This is a genomic window from Micromonospora sp. PRAS1, assembly GCF_059553435.1.
Genome location: NZ_JCANNB010000015.1, coordinates 133751 through 154536 on the forward strand (window position 1 = coordinate 133751; position 20786 = coordinate 154536).

Annotated in this window: 14 protein-coding genes; 6 read left to right on the forward strand and 8 right to left on the reverse strand. The window is 70.2% G+C overall.

Translation table 11 applies throughout. The features are described 5' to 3' along the window. Nucleotides 1-513: 513 nt before the first annotated feature. From AC507J_RS16810 to AC507J_RS16835, 6 genes are all read left to right on the forward strand, one after another. On the forward strand, nt 514-1275 hold the full coding sequence (locus tag AC507J_RS16810; protein WP_496290080.1) for a Crp/Fnr family transcriptional regulator: 762 nt from the start codon (nt 514-516) through the stop codon (nt 1273-1275). 210 nt (nt 1276-1485) lie between these two features. Then, on the forward strand, nt 1486-3258 hold the full coding sequence (locus AC507J_RS16815) for a hypothetical protein (RefSeq protein WP_496290081.1): 1773 nt from the start codon (nt 1486-1488) through the stop codon (nt 3256-3258). 1 nt (nt 3259) lies between these two features. Then, nucleotides 3260-3439, forward strand: a complete 180-nt coding sequence (locus tag AC507J_RS16820) for a hypothetical protein (RefSeq protein ID WP_496290082.1) — start codon at nt 3260-3262, stop codon at nt 3437-3439. Between the two features lie 2 nt (nt 3440-3441). Further along, entirely contained in the window at nt 3442-4002 is a 561-nt protein-coding gene (locus AC507J_RS16825; RefSeq protein WP_496290083.1) for a hypothetical protein, read from the forward strand. An 8-nt stretch (nt 4003-4010) separates the two neighbouring features. Continuing rightward, nucleotides 4011-5570, forward strand: coding sequence for an AAA family ATPase (locus AC507J_RS16830; protein WP_496290084.1), 1560 nt, complete (start codon nt 4011-4013; stop codon nt 5568-5570). 13 nt (nt 5571-5583) lie between these two features. Continuing rightward, nucleotides 5584-6465: a hypothetical protein gene (locus tag AC507J_RS16835; protein WP_496290085.1), complete on the forward strand. Its 882-nt coding sequence runs from the start codon at nt 5584-5586 to the stop codon at nt 6463-6465. A 23-nt stretch (nt 6466-6488) separates the two neighbouring features. Here the strand turns inward: AC507J_RS16835 and AC507J_RS16840 are convergent, their stop codons facing one another. The 8 genes from AC507J_RS16840 to AC507J_RS16875 all read right to left on the reverse strand — a co-directional run bounded on the left by AC507J_RS16840 (nt 6489) and on the right by AC507J_RS16875 (nt 20750). Further along, complete coding sequence (locus tag AC507J_RS16840) at nt 6489-6998, reverse strand: hypothetical protein (protein WP_496290086.1); 510 nt, start codon at nt 6996-6998, stop codon at nt 6489-6491. Further along, nucleotides 6988-8781 carry a RyR domain-containing protein gene (locus tag AC507J_RS16845; RefSeq protein ID WP_496290087.1) on the reverse strand — a complete coding sequence of 598 codons (1794 nt, stop codon included), beginning with the start codon at nt 8779-8781 and terminating at the stop codon, nt 6988-6990. Before AC507J_RS16845 ends, AC507J_RS16840 begins: the two co-directional genes overlap by 11 nt. Next, nucleotides 8778-13241, reverse strand: coding sequence for a DUF4062 domain-containing protein (locus tag AC507J_RS16850; RefSeq protein ID WP_496290088.1), 4464 nt, complete (start codon nt 13239-13241; stop codon nt 8778-8780). The genes AC507J_RS16845 and AC507J_RS16850 overlap by 4 nt, the downstream gene beginning before the upstream one ends. 70 nt (nt 13242-13311) lie before the next feature. Beyond that, nucleotides 13312-14172, reverse strand: coding sequence for an aldo/keto reductase (locus AC507J_RS16855; protein WP_496290089.1), 861 nt, complete (start codon nt 14170-14172; stop codon nt 13312-13314). Between the two features lie 70 nt (nt 14173-14242). Further along, nucleotides 14243-14863: an L-threonylcarbamoyladenylate synthase gene (locus AC507J_RS16860; RefSeq protein WP_496290090.1), complete on the reverse strand. Its 621-nt coding sequence runs from the start codon at nt 14861-14863 to the stop codon at nt 14243-14245. 144 nt (nt 14864-15007) lie between these two features. Continuing rightward, entirely contained in the window at nt 15008-17167 is a 2160-nt protein-coding gene (locus AC507J_RS16865) for a UvrD-helicase domain-containing protein (RefSeq protein ID WP_496290091.1), read from the reverse strand. Nucleotides 17168-17191: 24 nt separating this feature from the next. Continuing rightward, nucleotides 17192-19735 carry a GmrSD restriction endonuclease domain-containing protein gene (locus tag AC507J_RS16870; protein ID WP_496290092.1) on the reverse strand — a complete coding sequence of 848 codons (2544 nt, stop codon included), beginning with the start codon at nt 19733-19735 and terminating at the stop codon, nt 17192-17194. A 451-nt stretch (nt 19736-20186) separates the two neighbouring features. Continuing rightward, on the reverse strand, nt 20187-20750 hold the full coding sequence (locus AC507J_RS16875; RefSeq protein ID WP_496290093.1) for a dihydrofolate reductase family protein: 564 nt from the start codon (nt 20748-20750) through the stop codon (nt 20187-20189). Nucleotides 20751-20786: the final 36 nt, after the last annotated feature.

Genomic DNA, 20786 nt, shown 5'->3' on the forward strand with positions numbered 1-20786 from the left:
CGGTTCTGCCGAACGGCCGGCGACACCGGCGGTTCGGTGGATCGGGTTGCCTGACGAATGTTCCCGAGCATCGGATCTGCGCCGGGCAGCAATGACGTCCTGGACGACGCAGAGAACCCCCAACGGCGCTTTCTCGTTATGGGTGTAACACACGCGATATAGGTCCAGGATCGTCCCCGTGTCACGCGCCGGGGGGTGAACGCGGCCCCCGTGGCGGGCTCCGATCATTGCTGACGAACCGGCACCCGGAACGGAAGTGTCGTCCAGCTGACAGAGGTCCCATACGGTCGGCCGGGTAGCCGTTCACCAATTCGCGCACATCCCCACGCTGATCTGGCCCAGTCACGGGAATCCCGTAGAAATAGGGGATTCCCTGGTCCGGCGCGTGTCAGGCTCAGCGCTGACGTGGCGCGAGGAGCAACAGTGATCCTTGGAAAATCCCCGGCCCCACCTCGGGTGGCGGCAACCGGTCGAGGTGGGGCCGGCCTCAGGTCCGTTGTGGGCGGACGCCGGGTGGACCAGACTTGCCGGGTCAGCAGTGACCTGTGGATCCCCGGCGAGGTAGGTGTGGACGGTGCAGCGCGACGCCCGGCCGCGGAGGTCGGCGGTTTCCTGGCCCGGCTGCCGGTCACGATCCGGCAGGAGCTGCTGGACCGGGGCATGGCCTGCCGTTACGCCCCGGGCGAGCGCATCCTGCTCGAGGGCGACCGCGAGGACCACGTCGTTCTGCTGACCGCAGGCTTCGCGAAGGTGACAAGCAATGCCGACGGGATCGAGGCGTTGCTGGCGATCCGTGGTGCGGGCGACCTGGTGGGCGAGGCGGCGGCCCTCGCCGGTCAGCCACGAATGGCCAGCGTCACGGCCTGCGGCCTGGTCACCGGCCGGCTGCTCACGGCGGAAGCGTTCCGCCACGTCCTCGGTCGACATCCGCTCGCCGCCCGACTGGTCACGGCGACCGTCGTCGAACGGCTGCGCTGGGCGAACCAGCGGCGCTCCGACTTCGTCGCCTACCCCGCCGAGGTACGACTCACCCGCGTCCTGCTGGAGATCGCCGCAAGGTACGGACGGAGCGGCCCCGACGGGTCCGTCGCCATCGACGTACCGCTCAGTCAACTCGAACTGGCCACCATGATCGGCGCCGCCGAGACAACTGTCCAGAAGGCGATGCGGATGCTGCGGACCAGGGGCCTGGTCCGCTCCGGATACCGGCAGATCAGGATTCTCGATTCCGGCACCCTGCGGCAGATGGTGAGCGAGGCCGGCCCGACCGGCTAGCCGATCAACCGTCCGATTCGGAAGGCGTCGCCGAACAATCGCCACCGCCGACAACCGTTCGGTCACGCATTCGGCCCCTATGGTCGAAGCGCCGTCCGGAGCGATTGACAGTACCGTTCACGGGATCGACCGTAACCATAGGCACCACGCTTCGACCCGGTGACCAAGCAACCGCGATCCCTCCCCCTCTCGCACATGAGCCGGAGCAGCATGTCCGAACTGAACGCGATACGAAGTGAAATCCTCGACGCCAAGCGGGTCCTGTTCGACCTGAAGCACACCGTCAACCTGCTGGGCGACCACGTCGTTGACATCGGGCAACAGCAGAAGGTCGCGCGGAACGAGCTACTGGCACTGCACGCCGACGTCCTCCGCTTCGTCGAGCAGGCCGAACGGACCGCCAACCTTCAGCGCGCCGAACTCGCGATCAACACCATCAAGGGCGATCTGGAGCGTCAGTTCGGCCACCACAAGGTGGTACGACGCACCGCGGTGGGCATGCTCCAGTCGTTCGATCTCGGACTGATCGGCGAGGAGGCGGTACGGAACGTCGGCGACCAACTGATGGTGCAGACCCCCCGTTACTGGCTGGCTCCCGTGCTGGTCGCGCTCGCCGCCTGGGCCGGGGACGACCCGGACCTCTGCGTTCGGGCGATCGAGGAGGCGTACCGCCGCTCCCCGCACCGCACGTCGCTGTTCATGCTGCTCGTGCTGCGCCGGCAGGGGCGGCGGGCCAGCGCCGTCCGCTGGCTACGGCACTACCTCGACGCGCAGGATCCCGCGGCACTCGACCGCGAATTCGCGGTGATCCTGGAGGCCATCGCCCACGGCGCCTTCGGACCGGCCGCACTGGCGTCGGTCCGGGAGCGCCTCGACACCTGGCGTCTCCTGTTGCTCGACGACGAATCGGTGACGCTCGCCCAGGTCAGCCGCTGGCGCCGGGAGATGGAAACCCATGTGCAGACCGGTGAGCTCGACGCGGCCTTCCCCCGGCTGGCCGCCGGGTCACCGCAGTGGCCACAGCTCCAGCGCGCGCTGGCCGGTGCCGAGGCGCACCGGTCCATCATCGAGCGGTACGCGGCGCTTATGGATGCCGAGCCGGCGCCGAGCGGGCGCATCGAGGACGCCATCGACGACATCCTCGACCGGCTGGCCGAGGAGTACGACCCCGAGGAGCTTCCCCTGCGGCGGGAACTCGCGGCCAAGGAGGCGATCGTCCAGGCCGGTGGCGACCTGGCTGCGGCCGCCGAGGCGACCCGGTCGGAGTCCGACCGCCCGGACGGCACCCGGGACTACCTCACCATCCAGACCGAGTCGGCGCTGAACCCTGAGGGCAGCGGGGTGTCGGTGCAGGGCCAGCGACTGGCCGTGGCGTTCTGCCACGACTGGATGCGCGAGGCGCACGCGGCGTTCACCCGGGAATACCGCCTCGGCGTGCCGGAGACCGTGGAGCTACGGCTGGACCTCAGCGAGCAGGCCGGCCTGGCCGGTTTCCGGCCACCGGAGTGGAAGGGCTCGTTCGCCCGGCCGATGGCGGAGCTGGAACGTTCCCTGGGCAGCCACTGGAGCCGGTACGCCGACCCCTATCTGGAGGGTCTCAGGTTCCGGTGGGGTCAGGCGCTGATCGCCCCGGCGCTGGTTGTCCCGCTCGTCGTCCTGCTCGTGGCCGCCGTCAGCGAGGTCGGATTGGGCGTGGTGCTCGCCCTCTTCGTCGCTGCCGGCTGGCTCATCGTGCTCAAGGGACATTCGGACAAGGCGCTCGCCGAGCAGGAGAAGGCCCGCAAGCGGATCGCCGGGGCCAGGCAGGACTCGCTGCGGGGGCTGCGGGCCGCCGGAGCCGAACTGACCGACTGGACGAGCCGGTTCGGCACGGCCGACAGCCGCGAGACAGAGGTGAAGGAGCTGATCGCCAGGATCGCCACGGCCGGCTCGCCGGGCACCCCGCACGAACGCCGCGCGGTCGACCGTACGGAGGAGTACTGACATGACGGTGTCCGAATCCGCCGAACAGCCCGTACCGGTCGACCCGGTGCCCTGGGCCAGCCAACCGACGCCACCACCGGCGCGTACCACGAGGCGGGAACGGCGCATCGCCGAAGGGTTGCCCGACTGGGAACCGATGCCGCCTGGTGAGTTTCTCGTCCGCCGTGCCAGGCGGGCCTGACCGTGCCGGTCGGTGACAGCGGCTACCAACGCTGGGCCTCCTTCCTGGAGCGGTGGCGGGCCGGGCAGCCCGCCGACCCGGGCGGGCTGCCGGCGCTGGACGAGGAGGACTACCCGGCGGATGCCTGGCTCCGGCTCGTCACCCGGTTGGTCGACACGCTCGGGCAGCGATTGCAGGCCTGGCTCGACGCGCTACTACGCGCCATGGCGGCGGCACAGGACGAGTTCGAGGTCGCACGAGCGCTGACCCAGGCCAGGACCGGGTTGGTGTCGATCAGGGCGGTCGCGGGTCATGCCGGCCTGCCCGAAGAGTTGTCGCGGCTGTTGAGCGAGCACGTCGACAAGCAGATCCGCTCGGCTCAGCAGGCAATGGAGGAGGGCATCGAGGCTGCCCGCCGGGCCGGCGTAGACGACCGGGTCGTGCAGGTGCGGCTGCGCACGCTACGCGACAACCCGATCGACGGGCCGGGTGGTTCGACGCCTGCGTCCGGGACCGGCTGGACCAGTCCACCGACCCGATCGGCCCGCCGGATCATCGTCGATCCGCCCGTACGACCGAGCTGAGGAGCAACGTGTCCCACTACGACGAGGCTCGCCGGGATCTCGACAGCTACATCGCCGCCCGGGTCCCCCTCATCGGCATCCAGACGGCCGAGCAGGTACGCGCCATCCGCCTCCTGCGCGACGTCGCCTCCAGCACCCGTCGCGTCAACCTGCCGTTCTCCATCTACACACGCGCCACCGGCCTGCGGGACCTGCGCAGCAACGGTCCCCTCCAGGACGACCGTTCGCTCGTGGCGGCCATGGATTTCGCCGCTGGCCAGCTCACCCGGCGACCGCAGGCGACGATCGCGTTCGTCGACCCGGACGTGCTCAGCGCCGATTCCTCCATCACCCGGCACCTGGCGGAGCTGGCCCGGCTCGCCGACGAGCACTCCGGCAGCATCGTGCTGATCACCGACGGCCCGCTCTGGGGCGGTCTGCAACGCCTCGGCATGAGCATCATGCTGGAATCGCCCGACGCGAACGAGATGTACGACATCGTGGTCAACTTCCTGAAGGAACAGCAGGGCGCGATCACCATCGACTGGACCGAGAGCGACGCCCGCCGGGCCGCCGATTCCCTCGTCGGGGTACCGGAGGGCACCGCGGTCAACGTTCTCGCAACCATCGCCACGGCCGGTCGACTGCGCAAGGAGGATCTCGATCGGGTCGCCGAGATCAAGGACAAGCACTTCTCCGACCTCGCCGGTCTGGAGCGCCTTCCGCTGAGCCCTGGTGACGACGTCGTCGGCGGCCTCACCAACCTGCGTGCCTGGCTGGACCTCCGCCGACAGGTGATGCTCTCGGATCTGCGCGACACCTGGCTGCGTCCGCCGAGAGGCGTGCTGCTTGTCGGCGTGCCCGGCTGCGGAAAGTCGCTCTCCGCGAAGATGGTGGCCGCCCAGTGGCGGCTGCCCCTGTACCGGCTCGATTTCGCCGCCATCCTCGGCATGTACGTGGGACAGTCCGAGGCACGTCTGCGCGAGGCACTCGAAATGGCAGACCGGACGGCACCCTGCGTGCTCTGGATCGACGAGATCGAAAAAGGCCTGTCCGGACAGTACGACTCGACCGGCGTGAGCCGCCGAATGGTCGGGCAGTTCCTCTTCTGGCTACAGGAGTCGCGGTCCCGGGTCTTCGTCGTGGCCACTGCCAACGACATCCGTTCGCTGCCGCCGGAACTACTACGCAAGGGCAGGTTCGACGAACTCTTCTTCGTCGACCTGCCCGACGAAACCGAACGGGCGGAGATCATCCGGCTCTACCACCGCCGCTATCTGGGCGGGGAGCCCGACGAAGACCTGGTCGGCCGGCTCGTCGTCGCGTCCGAGGGCTTCGCCGGCTCCGACATCGAGTCGGCCCTGCGCGAAGTGGGCTACGTGGCGCACCTGGGCAGCGCCAGCCTGACGGCCGACCTCATCGTCGACACCTTCGTCAACACCAACCCGTTGAGCCGTAGCCACGCCGACGAGCTGACCGAACTGCGCGCCTGGGGCCGGGAACGGGCGATCCCCGCTGGCGCGTCGGGCATCGTCGGCGCGCCGGCCGCCGGTGGTCGCCGACGGGTGATCGTACCGGGCGACGTCTGACCAGGAGCACGAGATGAGAGACGAGCAGCAGGCAGGCGGCGGGGCGATCTGGAACGTCCGTGCCCTCGTTGGTGATCTCGCCGACGAGCTGACGCAGGAACAACCAGCCGAACCGGCACCGGAACGTGCGGACCGCGCCACGGAAGAGGAGCGATCCACACCGGGAGCGCAGCAACCCACCCCGGTGTCGTTCGATGAACGGGTTCGTTCCGGATGGGTTGGCGACGGTGCGGTGCTCCGGCGACCCAGCGGGATCTCGACGCGCAAGGTGATCATGGCGGCCGTGCTCACCCTGCTGGTGGCGTTCACCGTGGTCGGTGTCGTGGCCGGGACGCAGGGCGAGGACTCCTCCGGCGCGTCCTATCCCGAGTACCCCGCGCAGCCCCGGTACGACCCGCCCGCCGGCCAGGGCGAGCCGCCCACCCACGACCCGACCACCTTCGGTGCCACCGAGACCAGTGAGCCGCCGTGGCCCGATCCGGAGGCAGGCGCGCTTGCGCAGCTCTCCGAACTCAACCGGCAGGACCTGCCGACGGTCTCGCTGGACGGCCGGTACGCCGCGCAGCTCGCGTCCAAGGCGGTTGGCATCGTCGACCCCAACCAGACGGCGGCCAACGGCTCACACACCTTCTACGCCGAGGACATCCTCGCCGAGCACCTCCGGCTGCGGGAGACGTTCAGCGGCGAGGAGCGGGTGGTCCTGCTGCTGAGCACTGATTACGGCCGGCAGCAACTGTACGGCGGTCAGCCACTCTGGATAACCTTCGCGGTCCTGCCAGGTCGCTCGAAGCAGGCAGCAGCACGCTGGTGTGCCGCCCAGTTTCCACACCTGACCGGGAGTGCTCTGGACAATCAGTGCGTACCGCGTCGACTACGCCCGCCCGGCTCGACCTGAGCCGGGCGACTGGCCGGTGCCGATCAGGGGTTCCGGGGGGCCCGGCGGGCGTCGGTGGGCCAGAGGATCGTGGTCGGGATGGCCAACTGCCGGGCCAGCTGCACGGTCCGGTCCGTGGACGCCGCGTGGCAGCCCGGCTCGCCGTCCCAGACCGCCACCAGCCGCTGTACCCGGTTGAGCAGTTCCCGGTTGGCGGCCACGTAGGCGGCGGTGCCGGAGCTGCGGTGGCCGGTTCGCACGACAAGTGTCGCCCGCTCCAGCAGCTCGTCGAAGTCGGCCCGGTGCGCCGGGTCGATCGTGTCCCGGTAGTCCGGCGCCGGCAGGATCACCTCGTAGCTGCCGCCGGTGGCCAGTACCGTCCGGGCGAAGATCTGGTCGGTGCCGGCGGCCAGGCAGGTGACGCCGTGCACCGGCCGTTCGCTGAGCCGGCGCAGCTCCGCGCGGAGCGCGTCGGCGACGAGCCGTTCGGTGGCCGGGGTCAGGTGGATGTGTCCGGTGACGCCGACACGCAGCGGGCTGGAGTCAGTCGCCATCGACCGATCCTTCCCGCTGCTCGGGCACGGCGGCGGTCAGCCGGATCAGTTCGAAACCACTGTCGGAGAGCACGTCCGGCAGCGTACGGATCTCCTCCCGGTTCTGCTCCTGGATGGCGGGGCTCAGCTCGTCCCAAGGCCGTAGCTCGGGGTGCCGCTGCCGGGCGTCGTCGCGCGGCTCGCCGTACGTCCAGCCCTCGCCACGCCGTTCCCGGCACCACCGCTCATGTTCGAGTCGGGCCAGGTGGTCGATCCGGTCGTCGATGGCCTGCCCGGCCGCCGAGGCGTCAACGCTGCCGCCGTGCCGGGGTGCCACCACGCAGCCGAGGTCCAGCAGCTTGGCGGCGATGTCCTGGACGTAGCTGCGGTTGGCCCGTTGCAGCGACGCGGGCAGTCGGGACCAGCCCACCATCGCCGGCGCCGAGCCGAGCCGGGCCCCGGAGCGCAGCCTGGCGTGCAGGTAGCGTTCGTGGATCTGCTGGGCCAGCCGCTCGGTGAGGTCCTCGGCGATCAGCCGGGCGTCGCAGGCCTCGGTCAGCACCGGATACAGGCGCAGCTTCCCGTGCACCTCGTCGAGCAGGTCGTGACCGGGGTCGCCGTGGAAGGCTGCGGCGAGCGCGGCCTGCCGGTAGACCGGTACGAAGACGGCGCCGCGTACGCCCTGCCAGAGCCCGGGTGTGTCGAGCACGAACTGTAGGCCGCTGCTCTCCTGCGGAACGCATACGTAGATCCGGTCGTAGCCGCCGGCACCGAACTGTGCCAGCCCGGTCAGCTCGTCGATGCCCCGGTCGTACGCCGACAGCTGACAGACGGTGTCCAGGAACGGGTAGCGCGAGGTGGCGAGGGTCAGTTCGGCGCTGGCGTCCGGTGCCACCAGGTCCACCCGCAGCCGTGGGCGGGCGGCGCCGGGCTGGGCGCGCCAGTGCCGGGCCGTCTCCACAAGCAACGCCCGCCGGAAGCTACCGCCGCCGGCGATGAGCACACTTCTCGGTCGACCTGCGGCGCAGTACAACGGATGGTGCCGGTGCAGGGCGCGGGCGGCGATGTCGTCGACGTGGAAGTAGTCCAGCCGCAACCGGCTGGACCCGGCCGCGCCCAGCCGCCGGGCCTGCAACGACAGGCACATTTCGGGGTCGTGGACCTGGACGTAGACCCGGGGCGGGTGCCGGCGGTCGGCGATCAACCGGCTGGCCGCGTTGGCGATCGCGTGGTTCAGGTCGTCGTCGTGGGTGCAGGCGTAGATGGTGTGGGCCCGCGGCAGGCCGGCACCGCGCAACACCTCGGCACTGGTCGGGTCGCCGATCACGCCGAGGTACCGGCGTCGGCGGTACTCCAGTGGCCCGAACGGTTCCGAGCGCACCACCACCACCCGTTCGCCGTCGGCGAAGAGCCGGTCGGCGAGCATCTGGGCGAACTGGGAATCCCCGCAGACCAGCGCGTGACCGCTGGCCCGGCGGGCCCGCAGACGGCGGATCTCGGCGGCCAGCAGCAGCCGGCCGGCCTCGGCCACGGCGAGCAGAGTGACCAGCGGAGCGAGGAACCGGGCGAGCTGCAACTGCCACGGCAGCGGACCCGGATCCTCGAAGGGTTCGGCGCTGAGGACGAAGAGCTGGACGCTGTAGTAGAGCGCGTCGTACCTGTCGTTGACGGTGTCGGGCCGGAGTTGCCCGAACCGCTGGAAGCCGAGGTAGCCGAGGACCAGGGCGGCCAGGCCGACGATCACGAAGGCCCAGCGCAGCCACCACACGGCCGGGCGGGCGAAGCCGGCGACCGGTTGCGTCATCGAGCGGCGTCCTCGGTCGGTGGGTCGGGCTGCGGCGGGTCGGACTGCGGTGGGTCGGACTGCGGTGGGTCGGACTGCGGCGGGTCGGGCGGCGGCGGGTCGGACGGCAGCCACGCGAGCCGGAGGTGGTAGCGGGCCGCCTGCTCCTCGTACCACCGCCGCACCTCGGCTGTCGACCTGTCCAGCCCGGCAGCCACCCTGGCCAGGCGAGCATCGGTGACCGGAGCGGCCGGATCGAGGAACGGATCCAACCCGTCCACGTCCCGGGAGAGCAGTCGCGCATCTTCGTACCCGTTGCGGTGGGCGAACGCACCCAGCGCGTTGCGCCGCACCACCCCGTCCGGGTCGGTCAGGAGCGCATCCCACTCCGCCCGGTCGACGGGGATCGACGGGTCGATCAGGGCGCGGGCCGCGCCCCGCCGGCGCGCCGGTTCCGCGCTACCGAGGAACTCCTTGATCATTGTTGCCAGCCAGGGCGGTGTCTCATCGCGCGACAGCACCCGTTGCAGCACCTCGGCGTCGGACTCCCGCCGCAACAGTTCGCAGGCGTCCTGGATGTCTTCGCTGTTGCCGGTGAAGCCCGCTATCCCGAGCACCGCGTGCAGCCCGAACCTGCGGAGCGGGTTCTCCGCCGACCGCGCTGCGGCACCCGCCACCGTCCGCCGCTGCGCATCGGAGAGCATCGGTGACCAGATGGTCAGCTCCTCTTCGAGAACGGTGCCGGAACCGAGCGGATCCGTGCGGACCTGGGCCGCCAACGCCTGCCGCAGCCGCTCTACGTGATCGTCACGGGTGCCGGGGTCGGAACGAGCGAGGACGAGCCGGGTAAGCGCATGCACCCGCACCCTGGCGCTGGCGTCCGCCTCGGCCAGGTCCAGCAACACGTCCCACTGCTGCGACGCCAGCGGCGCGACGCCGTACATGGAGCCCACCGCCCGGGGCCGGGACCATGGTGGGGTGTCCAGCAGGACAGGGTCATCCCACGGCATCGGAAAACAGGCCGCCAGCAGCGTCTCCCGGAGCCCGTCGTCCGGCTCGGTCCGCAGTCGCCGATGCAACTCGGCCATTGGCAGCAGGTCATGCCGCACCGCGGTGAGCAGCGCGGCAAGTCGTGTCCCCGGGTCGGGATCGTCAGTGAGTTCAAGCAGCGCATCGGGGTCGGCGGCCTGGTCGACCGCCTCGAACAGCCGCCGCAGGGCGGTGGCCCGCACCAGCGGCGCCGGGTCGTCGCGCGCCACGGCCCGCAGGTCACCGGGGAGTTCGTCGTCGTCCGGCAGCAGCGTCGCGGCCGTGACGCGCACGGCGGGACGGGGGTGCGACAACGCCGCCAGGTACACCTCCCGGCCGACCTGCTGCGCAACCGCCGCAAGCACCAGGCCGAGGCGCTGGTCGCCGAGGTCGAGGTCGCAGATGTCCCGGACGAACGAGGCGACGTCGCAGCGGCGCCGCAGCTCACGCGCGATCATGTTCGACAGGTCGGGATGAACGGGATCATCCGGCGGCAACTCGACGAGTGCCTCCAGGAAGGTCACCGGCACCACAGCGGGCGACGGCATCGACGGCACGACGGCACGGGGCAGGTCCGTGGGCTCGGCCGCGCCCAGCTCCCGCAGCGTCGCACCGGCCCGGTCCAGCCCCTCCTGGTACGCGTACGGTGGACCGTCACACCACGCCAACCGGTACGCCTCCCGGGCTGTCCCGACCGCCCGGTCAACCGCCCCGGCGGCCTGTTCGATGCGGCTGAGCAGGTTCAGCGTGTCCGCCTGGAGCAGCCGCAGTTCGGTCTGCGCGACAAGCGGCTCGGCCTGCTGGTGGCAGCGGCGCGCCGCTGCCAGCTCGCCCCGGCGCAGGTGCCAGTTGCCGAGTTCGAGAAGCACCTCGACCTCGGCTCTCGCCAGGTTGCCGGCCCGAAACCCGGCCAGGGCGTCCTGGAGGATGGTGCCGGCCTCGTCATCGGCTCCGCCGGCGGTGGCGACCTGCGCCCGTACCCGGGCCCCGATGATCCGCGCCAGCCCCTTCTGCTCGTCCGAGTCGAGCACGCCGCACATCTGCGCGGCGGCCCTCAGGTTCCCCGCCGCCAACTCGATGCGGACCTCGTGCAGCAGGCATTCGGTGAGAATCTCGCTGGTCGAGTCGGTCAGCCGGTGATCACGCATCCAACGCAGCGCCTCCCGGCTCTCGCCCCGGGTGGCCGACACGACCGCTACGGCGCCGAGCACGAGCTCGAACCCGTCGGCCTCGGTGCCGCCGGGCTTGACCTGCGCGAGGACGTCGCGCACGACCTGCTCCGCGGCGACGATCTGCCCGGTGACCAGGAGGGACCGTGCCCGCACCCATGCGGTCATCGCCCGCACCTCCGGGGCGGCCACCGCCGGCTGCGCCTCAATGCGGTCACACGTCGCCAGCGCCCGAGCCGGACGCCCGCACAGTTCCTGCAACCAACCGACGATGGCCATGAAGCCCAGTAGTTCGTCGTCGTCTCCGCTGAGCACCCGAACGGCACCCGCGTCGATCGCCGCTTCGGTCATGGACAGCAGGTCGCCGACGGCCATCAGGTCCCACAGCGGATCGAGCAGGCGGTTGGCGAGCAGGTCGAGCGCCTCCGCGACCTGACCGAGCGCCAGCAGCGTGTAGTAGTGCTCGATCGTGCCGCTGAGGTCGTCGACGCCGACGATCTCACTCTCGTCCACACTGGGCAGCGACTCGAAGTGACCGGCCAGGTCGCGGTAGATGCCGCGCTGGTCGCCGGCGTCCAGCGCCGACCAGGCCACCGCCCGGACGATCGGATGCAGGTCGTACCGGTTGGCCACCTTCTCCCAGCCGAGCAGACCGCGGTCCTCCAGCTCGCCCAGGGCGCGGTCCAGTTCGGGTTCGGCGGCGAAGGGCCGCCCCTCGCCCACCAGCAGGGCACGCAGCGCGTGGTAGGTGGCAGGCATCCGGAACGCGGCGACGACGTGCAGGGTACGCGCCAGCGCGGCGGTGAGGCCACGCAGCGCGTGCGCCAGTACGTGCGAGTTCCGCAGGCGCAGGTCCAGGGAGTTCGGGTCGAAGGACGGATTCGCGGCCCGCCAGGCGGCGAAGTCGCCGGGAGCGGCCCGGAACCGGGCCACCTCGCCGGCGAGGGCCCGGATCAGCAGCGGATAGTTGCGGAAACTGGCGAAGATGTGGACCAGTTCGGCCCGGCTGCCGCTGACCCCGAAGGCCCGCCAGAGCGCCACCGCGTCGTCGTCGGAAAGTCCGTCGAGAAAGTACGCCGACACGCCGGCGATCGGCGCGGTGGTGACGGTCTGCAAGTCGGCCGGGAAGAGCCGGGTGCTGATCAGGATGCGGCTGGCCCGTACCGTGGTGAGTCGCCGCAGGAAGCCGCCCACCCGCTGGTCGACCGCGTGGCGCAGCCGGGACTGGCCGGTGAACGAGGAGGCGGCGCTCGCCGGCAGCGCCCACCGGTCCGCCACGACGTGGGCCGTCGCCACGTCGAGGTCGTTGTCGGCGAGGAAGGCGGCGTCGGGCCGGGCGTAGGCGATCAGCAGCCGCTCCAAGCCGTCCAGCACGACGAGGTACGGCTTCTCGTCCAGGATGGCCAGCAGGGCCTCCTCCTGGTCCGGCAGGTTGAGCCGGTCAAGCTGCTCGACGCTCTCCCCCGTGACGTAGCTGAGGGTACGGGTGACGAAGTTGGCGTACCGGGCGTCGCTCTCGTAGAAGCTCCACCAGACCCGGCCGGAGAGCGGTCGCATCTCCTGCGGGGCGATCTCGTTGAACCACTTCCAGGTGAGCGCGCTCTTGCCCATCCCACCGATCGCCGTCATCACGAAGACCCGGTCGGCGCCAGCGACTCCGGCTCCGGTGACCCAGTCGGTGAGGGCGTTGAGGTCGACCTGCCGGCCGACGAGATTGCGGGTGTGCAGCAGGGTGTAGGGGTGGGCGACGTAGGGCTGCGGCGGGGCCGGCAACCTGCGGACGTAGTGCAGCGCGGCGGGCTCCTCGCCCAGTCGGGCCCGCAGGTCGGAGAGCCCGTCGACGAGCAGGGCGCGCAGCGACTCGGGTGAGTCGAAGAAGCCCACCCCCTGGCGGCGGCGTAGCTCCTCGCGGAGCGTGTCGAGTCGCTGCGCGCCGGGGCCGGTCTCCATCTCCACCGGTCGCACGGGATGCCGCTCCAGGTCCATCATCAGCACCAGGACCGGGATGCCGCGTTCGAACGCCCGGTCCAGCTCCAGATGGGTGTACGACTTGTCGTGGCCGGTCGGGATCTCGCCGTACCGGACGCCGAGGATCAGCACGTAGACGTCGGCCTCGTCGACCAGTTGGAGGGAGAGCGTCACCGCGTCGTGCGGGGTCGGCGGCAGGTGTTCCATCATCTTCGGGAAGAAGTCCTGCCGCAGGCAGGCGTCCCTGGCCGCCTTGCGGTGCGCCGGCAGATCCCGGGTGGTACTGCTGATCATCGCGACCGGTTTCTGCGCCACGGCGGCTCCCAAGACCACGGCTTACCCAGGGCCACTGTAGCGTCACCGGTCAGGCCCGGCGCGGCACCGGTCAGGCCCGGTCGAGGCGGGCGAGCTGCTCCGCCGACAACTCGAGGTCGGCCGCGGCGGCGGAATCCCGGATCGTCTCGGGTCGCGACGAGCCGGGAATCGGGATCACGACCGGCGCCTTCGCCAGCATCCAGGCCAGGCAGACCTGTTGCGCGCTGACCCCGAGCTCCCCGGCGACCTCGGCGAAGGCGGCGAACCGCGACCCCAGGTCACCAGCGTTGGTGATGCCGCCCAGTGGGCTCCAGGGCAGGAACGCGATGCCGAGTTCGGCGCAGAGCGCCAACTCCGGTTCGCTCGACCGGAAGGCGGGCGAGAACTGGTTCTGCACGCTGACCAGCCGACCACCGAGGATCTCGTTGGCCAGCACGATCTGCTCCGGGTCGGCGTTGGAGATGCCGGCGAGCCGGATCTTCCCGGCGTCGAGCAGATCCCGGATGGCGCCGATGGAGTCCGCGTACGGGACCTTGGAGTCGGGCCGGTGGAACTGGTAGAGGCCGATCGCCTCGAGGCCGAGTCGCTTCAGCGACGCCTCGCAGGCGCGCTTCAGGTACTCCGGCGAGCCGTTCTTCGTCCAGGAGCCGTCGCCGGGGCGCAGGTGGCCGCCCTTCGTGGCGATCAGTACGTCGGAGGTGTCGCCGCCGTAGGTCGCCACGGCACGGGCGATCAGCGACTCGTTGTGGCCGACGTCGTTGGCGTAGAGGTGGTAGGCGTCCGCGGTGTCGATAAGCGTGACGCCGGCGTCCAGCGCGGCGTGGATCGTGGCAATGGAGCGCTGCTCGTCGGGACGGCCCTCGATCGACATCGGCATGCCGCCGAGGCCGATCGCACCCACGGACAGGTCACCGATGCGGCGGGTGTGCATGGCAGATTCCTCCTCGGAACGGACGGTTGATCGACGATCAGGTCAAGCGGTCGGTTAGTCGACGATCGGGTCACTCGAAGCGGGACGGGTCGCCGGCACCCCGGCGCAGGATCTCCGGCTCGTCGCCGGAGAGGTCGACCACGGTGGTCGGTTCCTTGCCGCACTCCCCCGCGTCGACCACCGCGTCGAGCTGGTGGTCCAGCCGCTCCTTGATCTCCCAGCCCTGGGTCATCGGCTCCTCCTCGCCGGGCAGCACCAGTGTGCTGGAGACCAGCGGCTCACCCAACTCGGCCAGCAGCGCCTGGGTGACCGTGTGCGCCGGTACGCGGACCCCGACGGTGCGCTTGCGTGGATGCAGCATCCGGCGCGGCACCTCCCGGGTGGCCGGCAGGATAAACGTGTAGCTGCCCGGGGTGCACGCCTTGACCAGGCGGAAGATCGCGTTGCTGACCTGCACGAACTGGCCGAGCTGCGCGAAGTCCCGGCACACAAGCGTGAAGTGGTGCCGGTCGTCCAGGTGCCGGATCTCGCGGATCCGGGTCAGCCCGTCCCGGTTGTCCAGCCGGCAGCCCAGGGCGAAGCAGGAGTCCGTGGGGTAGGCGATCAGACCGTCGTCGCGGACGAGGTCGACGACCTGCCGGATGATCCGGGGCTGGGGATTGTCCGGGTGCACGTCGTAGTACCTCGCCATACGACAACCCTAGAGTCTGGGCAGGCGGAGCGCCCCCGGAGGGAACGCTCCGCCGAGATGCGGACCGGTACACACGCCAGTTGGTCGCCTCCGACTCGTTTGTGGCACGGGAAAGCGGCATAGTTCGCAGGAGCCACTGCCGAGTCATCCTTCTCTGTTGACGGCCGGAACAAACGACAGGAACGGGCTGGGTTGTCCGCTCCACGAGACGTAGAGGGCTTCGCGGGCCCGGGTGCTGGCGACGAAGAGCAGGCAACGTTCGCGCAGCAGGTCGCTCTCGTGCTGCACCTGGTCCACCTCGGGCGGGGTGATCTCCTTGGCGAAGGGGATCGCCTTTGCGGTCACGCCGACCATCGCTACGCAGCGGAATTCAAGGCCCTTCATCGCATGCATGGTGGCCAGTCGTACGCCGTCGATGTCGGCCCCGGGCTGGTCGCGTACCCGGACCGACGGGATCCCGGCCGCGGTCAGTTCGTCCTGCACGCTGCCCAGGGTGGTGTTGAACCGGGCGCAGACGGCGATCTCACTGGCCCCGACGCCCTGCTCCAACCACTCCCCTATCCGCTTGACCAGCGCGGTGATCTCGGCCTGCGACGACGGATGGCCCTGCGCGGCGGGCCGCTTGCCGTGCAGCAGCGACCGGTAGCCGGTCAGGCTGTCCTCACCTTCGCCACCGAGGTCCTCGACCCGCGACCCGACGAGCACCTTCGTGGACCAGGAGAGGATCTCCTCGGTGCTGCGGTAGTTGATGCGCAGCCGGCTGCTGCGGCCGGTGACGGAGATGCCGAGTGCGGTGAGTGAGACCCGGGAGTCGTAGATCCGCTGGTGCGGGTCGCCGGTGATGAAGAGGTCGTCGGGGCCGGGCGGCACGGCCGCGCGCAGCACCCGCCACTGCGCGGGGTGCAGGTCCTGCGCCTCGTCGACCACAACATGGTGGTGGCCGTGCTCGGCCAGATCAGCGGTGCCGAGCAGGTCCGCCGCCCGCGCGCAGATCTGGAGGTGGGTGGCGGTGCCGGCGGCCGACAGCTCGGCGGTGAACATCTCGACGGCGTCCCACACCCGGTCCCGCTGCCGTGCGCCCAGCGCCGTCCCTCGGCCGCGTCGGCTGGCCGCGCGGTACGCCTCCCGGTCGCGTACGTCGTGGGCGAGGACGACATGCCGGAACTCCTGGGCCAGGAACTGCTCGCTCCAGGGCAGCGTCAGCTTCCGGCAGACCCGCCGCCAGACCTGTCGTTCGTCGACGTCACCGATCGGCGTCGGCACCCGACCGGCGAGCGTGCGCACGGTCCGGTTGGCGAAGGCGTTCACCGTGGTCACCTCGACCCGCGCCAACTGCTGCTCGTCGCCGAGCAGCAGCGCCAGGTTCTCCCGCAGGCTGGCGGCCAGGGCATTGGTGTACGTGGTGAGCAGCACCCGGCTCTCCGGCGTACGGGAGAGCAGGTGCTTGACCCGGTGCAACGCCGCCACCGTCTTTCCGGTGCCCGGCCCACCGGTCACCTGGGCCGGCCCGGTGTACGAGACCCGGTAGGCGACCCGCCGCTGCGACGGGTGCAGGAACACCCGCCAGGCGGCGAAGGGTTTGTCGAGGATCTCGGCCAGCTCGTCCGGCCGGGTCACCAGGGTGATCCGGCTGGTCGTGTTGGCGATGGCAATCTCCAGGCTCTCGCTCGGCTCCGGCGTCGCGTCGGCCGGCCGACGCGCGGTCACCAGGTCGCGGTAGACCTCGTCCGGGCTGAATCCCTCGGCGAGGTACTGCAACACCTCGAACTGGTCCTCGGGCAGGAGCGTGCCGAACGCCTCCAGCTGCGACTTGTCGACGATCGTACGGACGGCCCGTAGCACCTGGTCGTCGATGCCGAGGTGACGCAGCGCGGTGTCGGAGTGCTTGGCGAACAACAGGCTCGGCGCCTGCGCGGCGGCCTTCTCCAGTGTCGGGGTGAGCTGCTCGATGGCGACGACGTTGCGGACCTCCAACGCCCGGGTCGCGCTGTTGACCGTGTAGAGCCGCTTCGCGGCCCAGCCGTACGCGTCGTCGTGCGGTACGACGATGAGCAGCAGGAACGTGTCGCTACCGTCGTCCGGTGCGAGCACCACCCCACGCCAGAAGTCGGTGATCCGGATGGTCCGCATCCGCGGGTCGCGGGCGTTGTTCACCGACTCTAGGTGCAGCCCCTTGTCGGCGTGCAACTCGGCGACGGTGAGCTGCTGGAACTTCTCCATCGCCTTGCGCACGCCGGCCTTGACCGGTTTTTCCAGGACGTCGTAGCTCTGCCAGAAGGTATTGGCGAAGGCGAGCTGCGGCACGGGCGGACCTTCCGGGTAGGGGATTTACTCGGTGAAGAGCGAGGCGGGGGCGGCTGCCTGCGCCTGGTCGTAGAACCAGCTCAGGTGGTCGAGCAGCGCCTCCCGGGCACCGGCGTCGGTGAGGACGGTGAGCGGGAAGCCCGGACGCAGCGCGATCTTCGCGGCGGGGAGGTCCACGCCCGGCAGTTCGTTCAGCCGCTGCCGCAGCTCCTCGCGCAGCGTCACGTCGTCGAAGGGCGTACGCACGCTCAGGTGCTGGAACACGACCTCGAACTTGCCGCTCGGATAGATCGCCGCCGGCCAGATGTTGCCGAGTTCGTGCTCCTTGCCGCGCGCCATCAGGAAGCAGGAGGTTTCCCCGCCGCTGCCGTAGAGCAGGCTGCCGCCCAGCGTGGTCCATGCGTCGAGCAGGACGTGGATGGCGGTTGCGACCGACGGGCCTTGCAGGGTGGTCAGCTGTTCGATGAACCGGGCGGCGTAGTCGACGTTGCCGGCCGGCCGCTGTCGCGGCAGCCGCTCGGGCAGGTCGTCCGGCGTCATTCCGGCGAGTTGCGCCAGCTCCTCGACGCCGATGCGTTGCGACCGGTCCGCCCGGCCGTGTTCGTCGAACTTCACTCCCTCGGCGATGAGTATGTCGCGCGGGTCGTCGGTGCGGTTCGGGTCGGGCCAGCGGAAGTTGGCGGCGACGAGGCCGTCGGCCTGGAGTACCCGGTGGGCGTTCGGCGCGGGGTGGTTGGCGAGCCGTGACCCGACCGGAAGGGGTGCGGTGCCGATCAGCGCCGCGAGATCGCCGTAGGTGGTCCAGGAGCCGGCCGGCAGTTCGGCGAGCGCCTTGTTCATCAACCCCCACAGCGCGTCCGGCTGCTCGGTCGACTCTTCGGTGGGACCGGGCCAGAGGGCGAGGATGCGGTCGGCGAGCGCGTCGGCACGGGCGTGGATCTCGGTACGGCCCCAGCGGTCCTGCCCGGCGATCTCCCGGTTGAGCATGATCCCGCTCTTGGCCAGCTCCATCCGCTTGAGCGCGAAGGGCTTGTTGCTCAGCTCCGAGTTGTAGCCGGTGAGGGTGAGATTCCCGAGCGTGTGGACCAGTGCCTCGTGCGCCTCGTCGACGGTCTCGGTCGGTTCGAGGTCGGCGGCGAGCAACTGTCGCCACTCGGCGGTCGGGGTCTGCGGCAGGACATGCTCGATGGTCAGTTTGTCGGGCACCACCGGTTCCTTGGTCCCGTACGACTCCTCCAGCCAGCTCAGGATGAGCTTGCGCTGGTGTGCCCGGCCGTTGAGGTAGTACGGGATCGACCGGACCGCAGTCCGCACATTGGCGTCGGTGGCGTAGTACTTGCGGCCGGCTGACAGGTACGCCCGCACCGCCTCGTCCACCGGTAGTTCCTGGTTCATCTCGGTGACGATGCTGAGCAGGATCCGGTTGATGTTGGCGGTGGCCCGGCCGATCAGCAGGCGCCGGACGAAGAAGCTCTCCACGTACTGCATTGCCGAGGCGACCTGCTCCGAGGTTGCCGTGGTCTGATCGCGGCGGTCGAGCAGGTGCAGCAGCAGCGGGTAGACGGTGGTGGTGCCCCAGGCGCGCAGCCGCCCCAACCGTTGCCGTACGCCCGGGTTCTGCTCCTCGTCGGGGTGCAGGATGACGCGCAGCAGGGCACCGAGGCGGCTGAGCCGCCGCACGTCGGCCTCGATCTCCTCCTCGGAGCGGAGCCCGTTCAGCCTGGCCTGCTGCGCCGAGTAGACGTCGGTCTGCTTGATCCGTGGGTCCCGGTGCACCAGGTCGAGCCAGAAGAGCAGCACCAACTCGTCCGGCGACAGCTGCTTCTGCAACGGCAGCCACAGGGTCTGGTAGACCGTCTCGCCCCGGCTGGGCAGCCGCATGAAGAGGTAGTTGCGCAGCAGGTCGGCCTGGCTGAGTTGAAGGCCGGTGTTGTTGAGCGACTCGAAGATGCGGTAGACGTTGTCGCCGGGTTGTGCGGTCACCGACACCAGCGCCAGGCCGGAGAGCACGGCGTTCTCGATGCGTTCGATGTCGAGCGGATCGTCGGAGTCGTCCGCATCGGCCAGTTGCGCGGCGAAGAACCGGTACGCCGCTCCCACCGGGTCGGCGCCGCCGGCCTGCGGCGTCGAGTCGAGGCAGGCCAGGTAGGCGGCCCGATCCGCCTGGGTGGGTACGAGTTTCAGCCGTCGCGGCTCGGCCTCCCACGGGTTGATCAGGTACTTCTCGTGGATGCGCTTGTGGTGCTCCGGGCTCTCATGCGCGGCCCGGTGATCGCGGATGGCGCAGAGCAGGATGGTAAGGGTGGTGAGCCGCTGCTGGCCGTCCACGACGAGATATTCGTCCACCCCCGCAGGCCCGTTGGTGGGGCTGGGCGCGAGCACGAGTGAGCCGATGAAGTGGGTGGCGGTCGGGTCGGAAACCCGATCGTCGGCCAGCTTGAGAACGTCGTTCCACAGGCGCGCCAGCTGGGACTGCGTCCACGAGTACGTGCGCTGGTAGAGCGGCACCTGATATTGCTTCGTGCCCTCCAGCAGCTTCCGCAGAATCGTCTCGTGTGCCGCGACCATGCAACCGGCTCCTCGCTCACTGATCTCCGACCTGAGCCGGCAAGAAAACCAGATCAGCGGTGGCCTGAGCAACGTCCGAAAGGGACAAAAGCCTGCTTGGCGGCCCGATGACGTGTCGGCTTTCCGACATACCGAAATTCACGGACTTGAGTGTGACCGGCAATAGGGCGGGTCAGGGTACGGGTGTTGGTCCTGTCGAGCTGAGCGCATTGACGGATCGCGGCTTGCCGGCGGGGTGACGGTGGGCGTTGCGTCGTGTGATGGCGTAGACGGCTCAGCTCGACAGGGACCGCGGAAGGGTGTGCCGGCGTCGGGCTGCCCGGCAGTGGGCCGAGCCGTGGGCGGCGGTGAGCGACGCGGGGCGGCGGCGAGACACCACGGACGGCCTATTGCCGGTCGCACTGAAGGTGGCGGGTCCGGTGGCTGGAACGCCGCCACCGGACCCGGTGCCCTATGCGGTTGCCGGTCGGTAGCGTACGTCCAGCTCGGCCGTCGGGTCGTCGGCGCCGACCCGGTGCAGGTAGATCGGGCGACCGCCGAGGTGCTCGTAGAGGCGGATGCCGTCACCCAGCAGCACCGGCGCGATGTGCAGGTCGATCTCGTCGAGCAGGCCACGTTCGAGGAGCTGGCGGCCGATGTCCGGCGACAGCACCTCCACGTTCTTGCCGTTGGCTGCCGCCAGCGCGATCCGCACCGCCTCCGCCACGTCGCAGTTGAGGAAGGTGACCCCGTCGGCGGGCTTGGCGTCCTCGGGGTGGTGGGTCAGCACGAAGACCTGGCCGGTCCAGTCGCCGCCGTAGACACCGCTGGCGTCGGGGAACTTGTCCCAGCCGCGCCGGCCACCGAGGACGGCGCCCGTCGTCTCGACGTACTGCTGGGTGAAGCCGGGCCGCTCGGAGATGCCGGTCGACATCCACGACATGTCGTGGTCCGGCCCAGCCACGAACCCGTCAAGTGACATGGTGAAGTGCCACAGGACCTTGCCGCTGGCGGTCTGCGGTTCGAAGTCGCTCATGCCGTCCTCCTCGTGTCGATCAGCTCGTACCGAAGT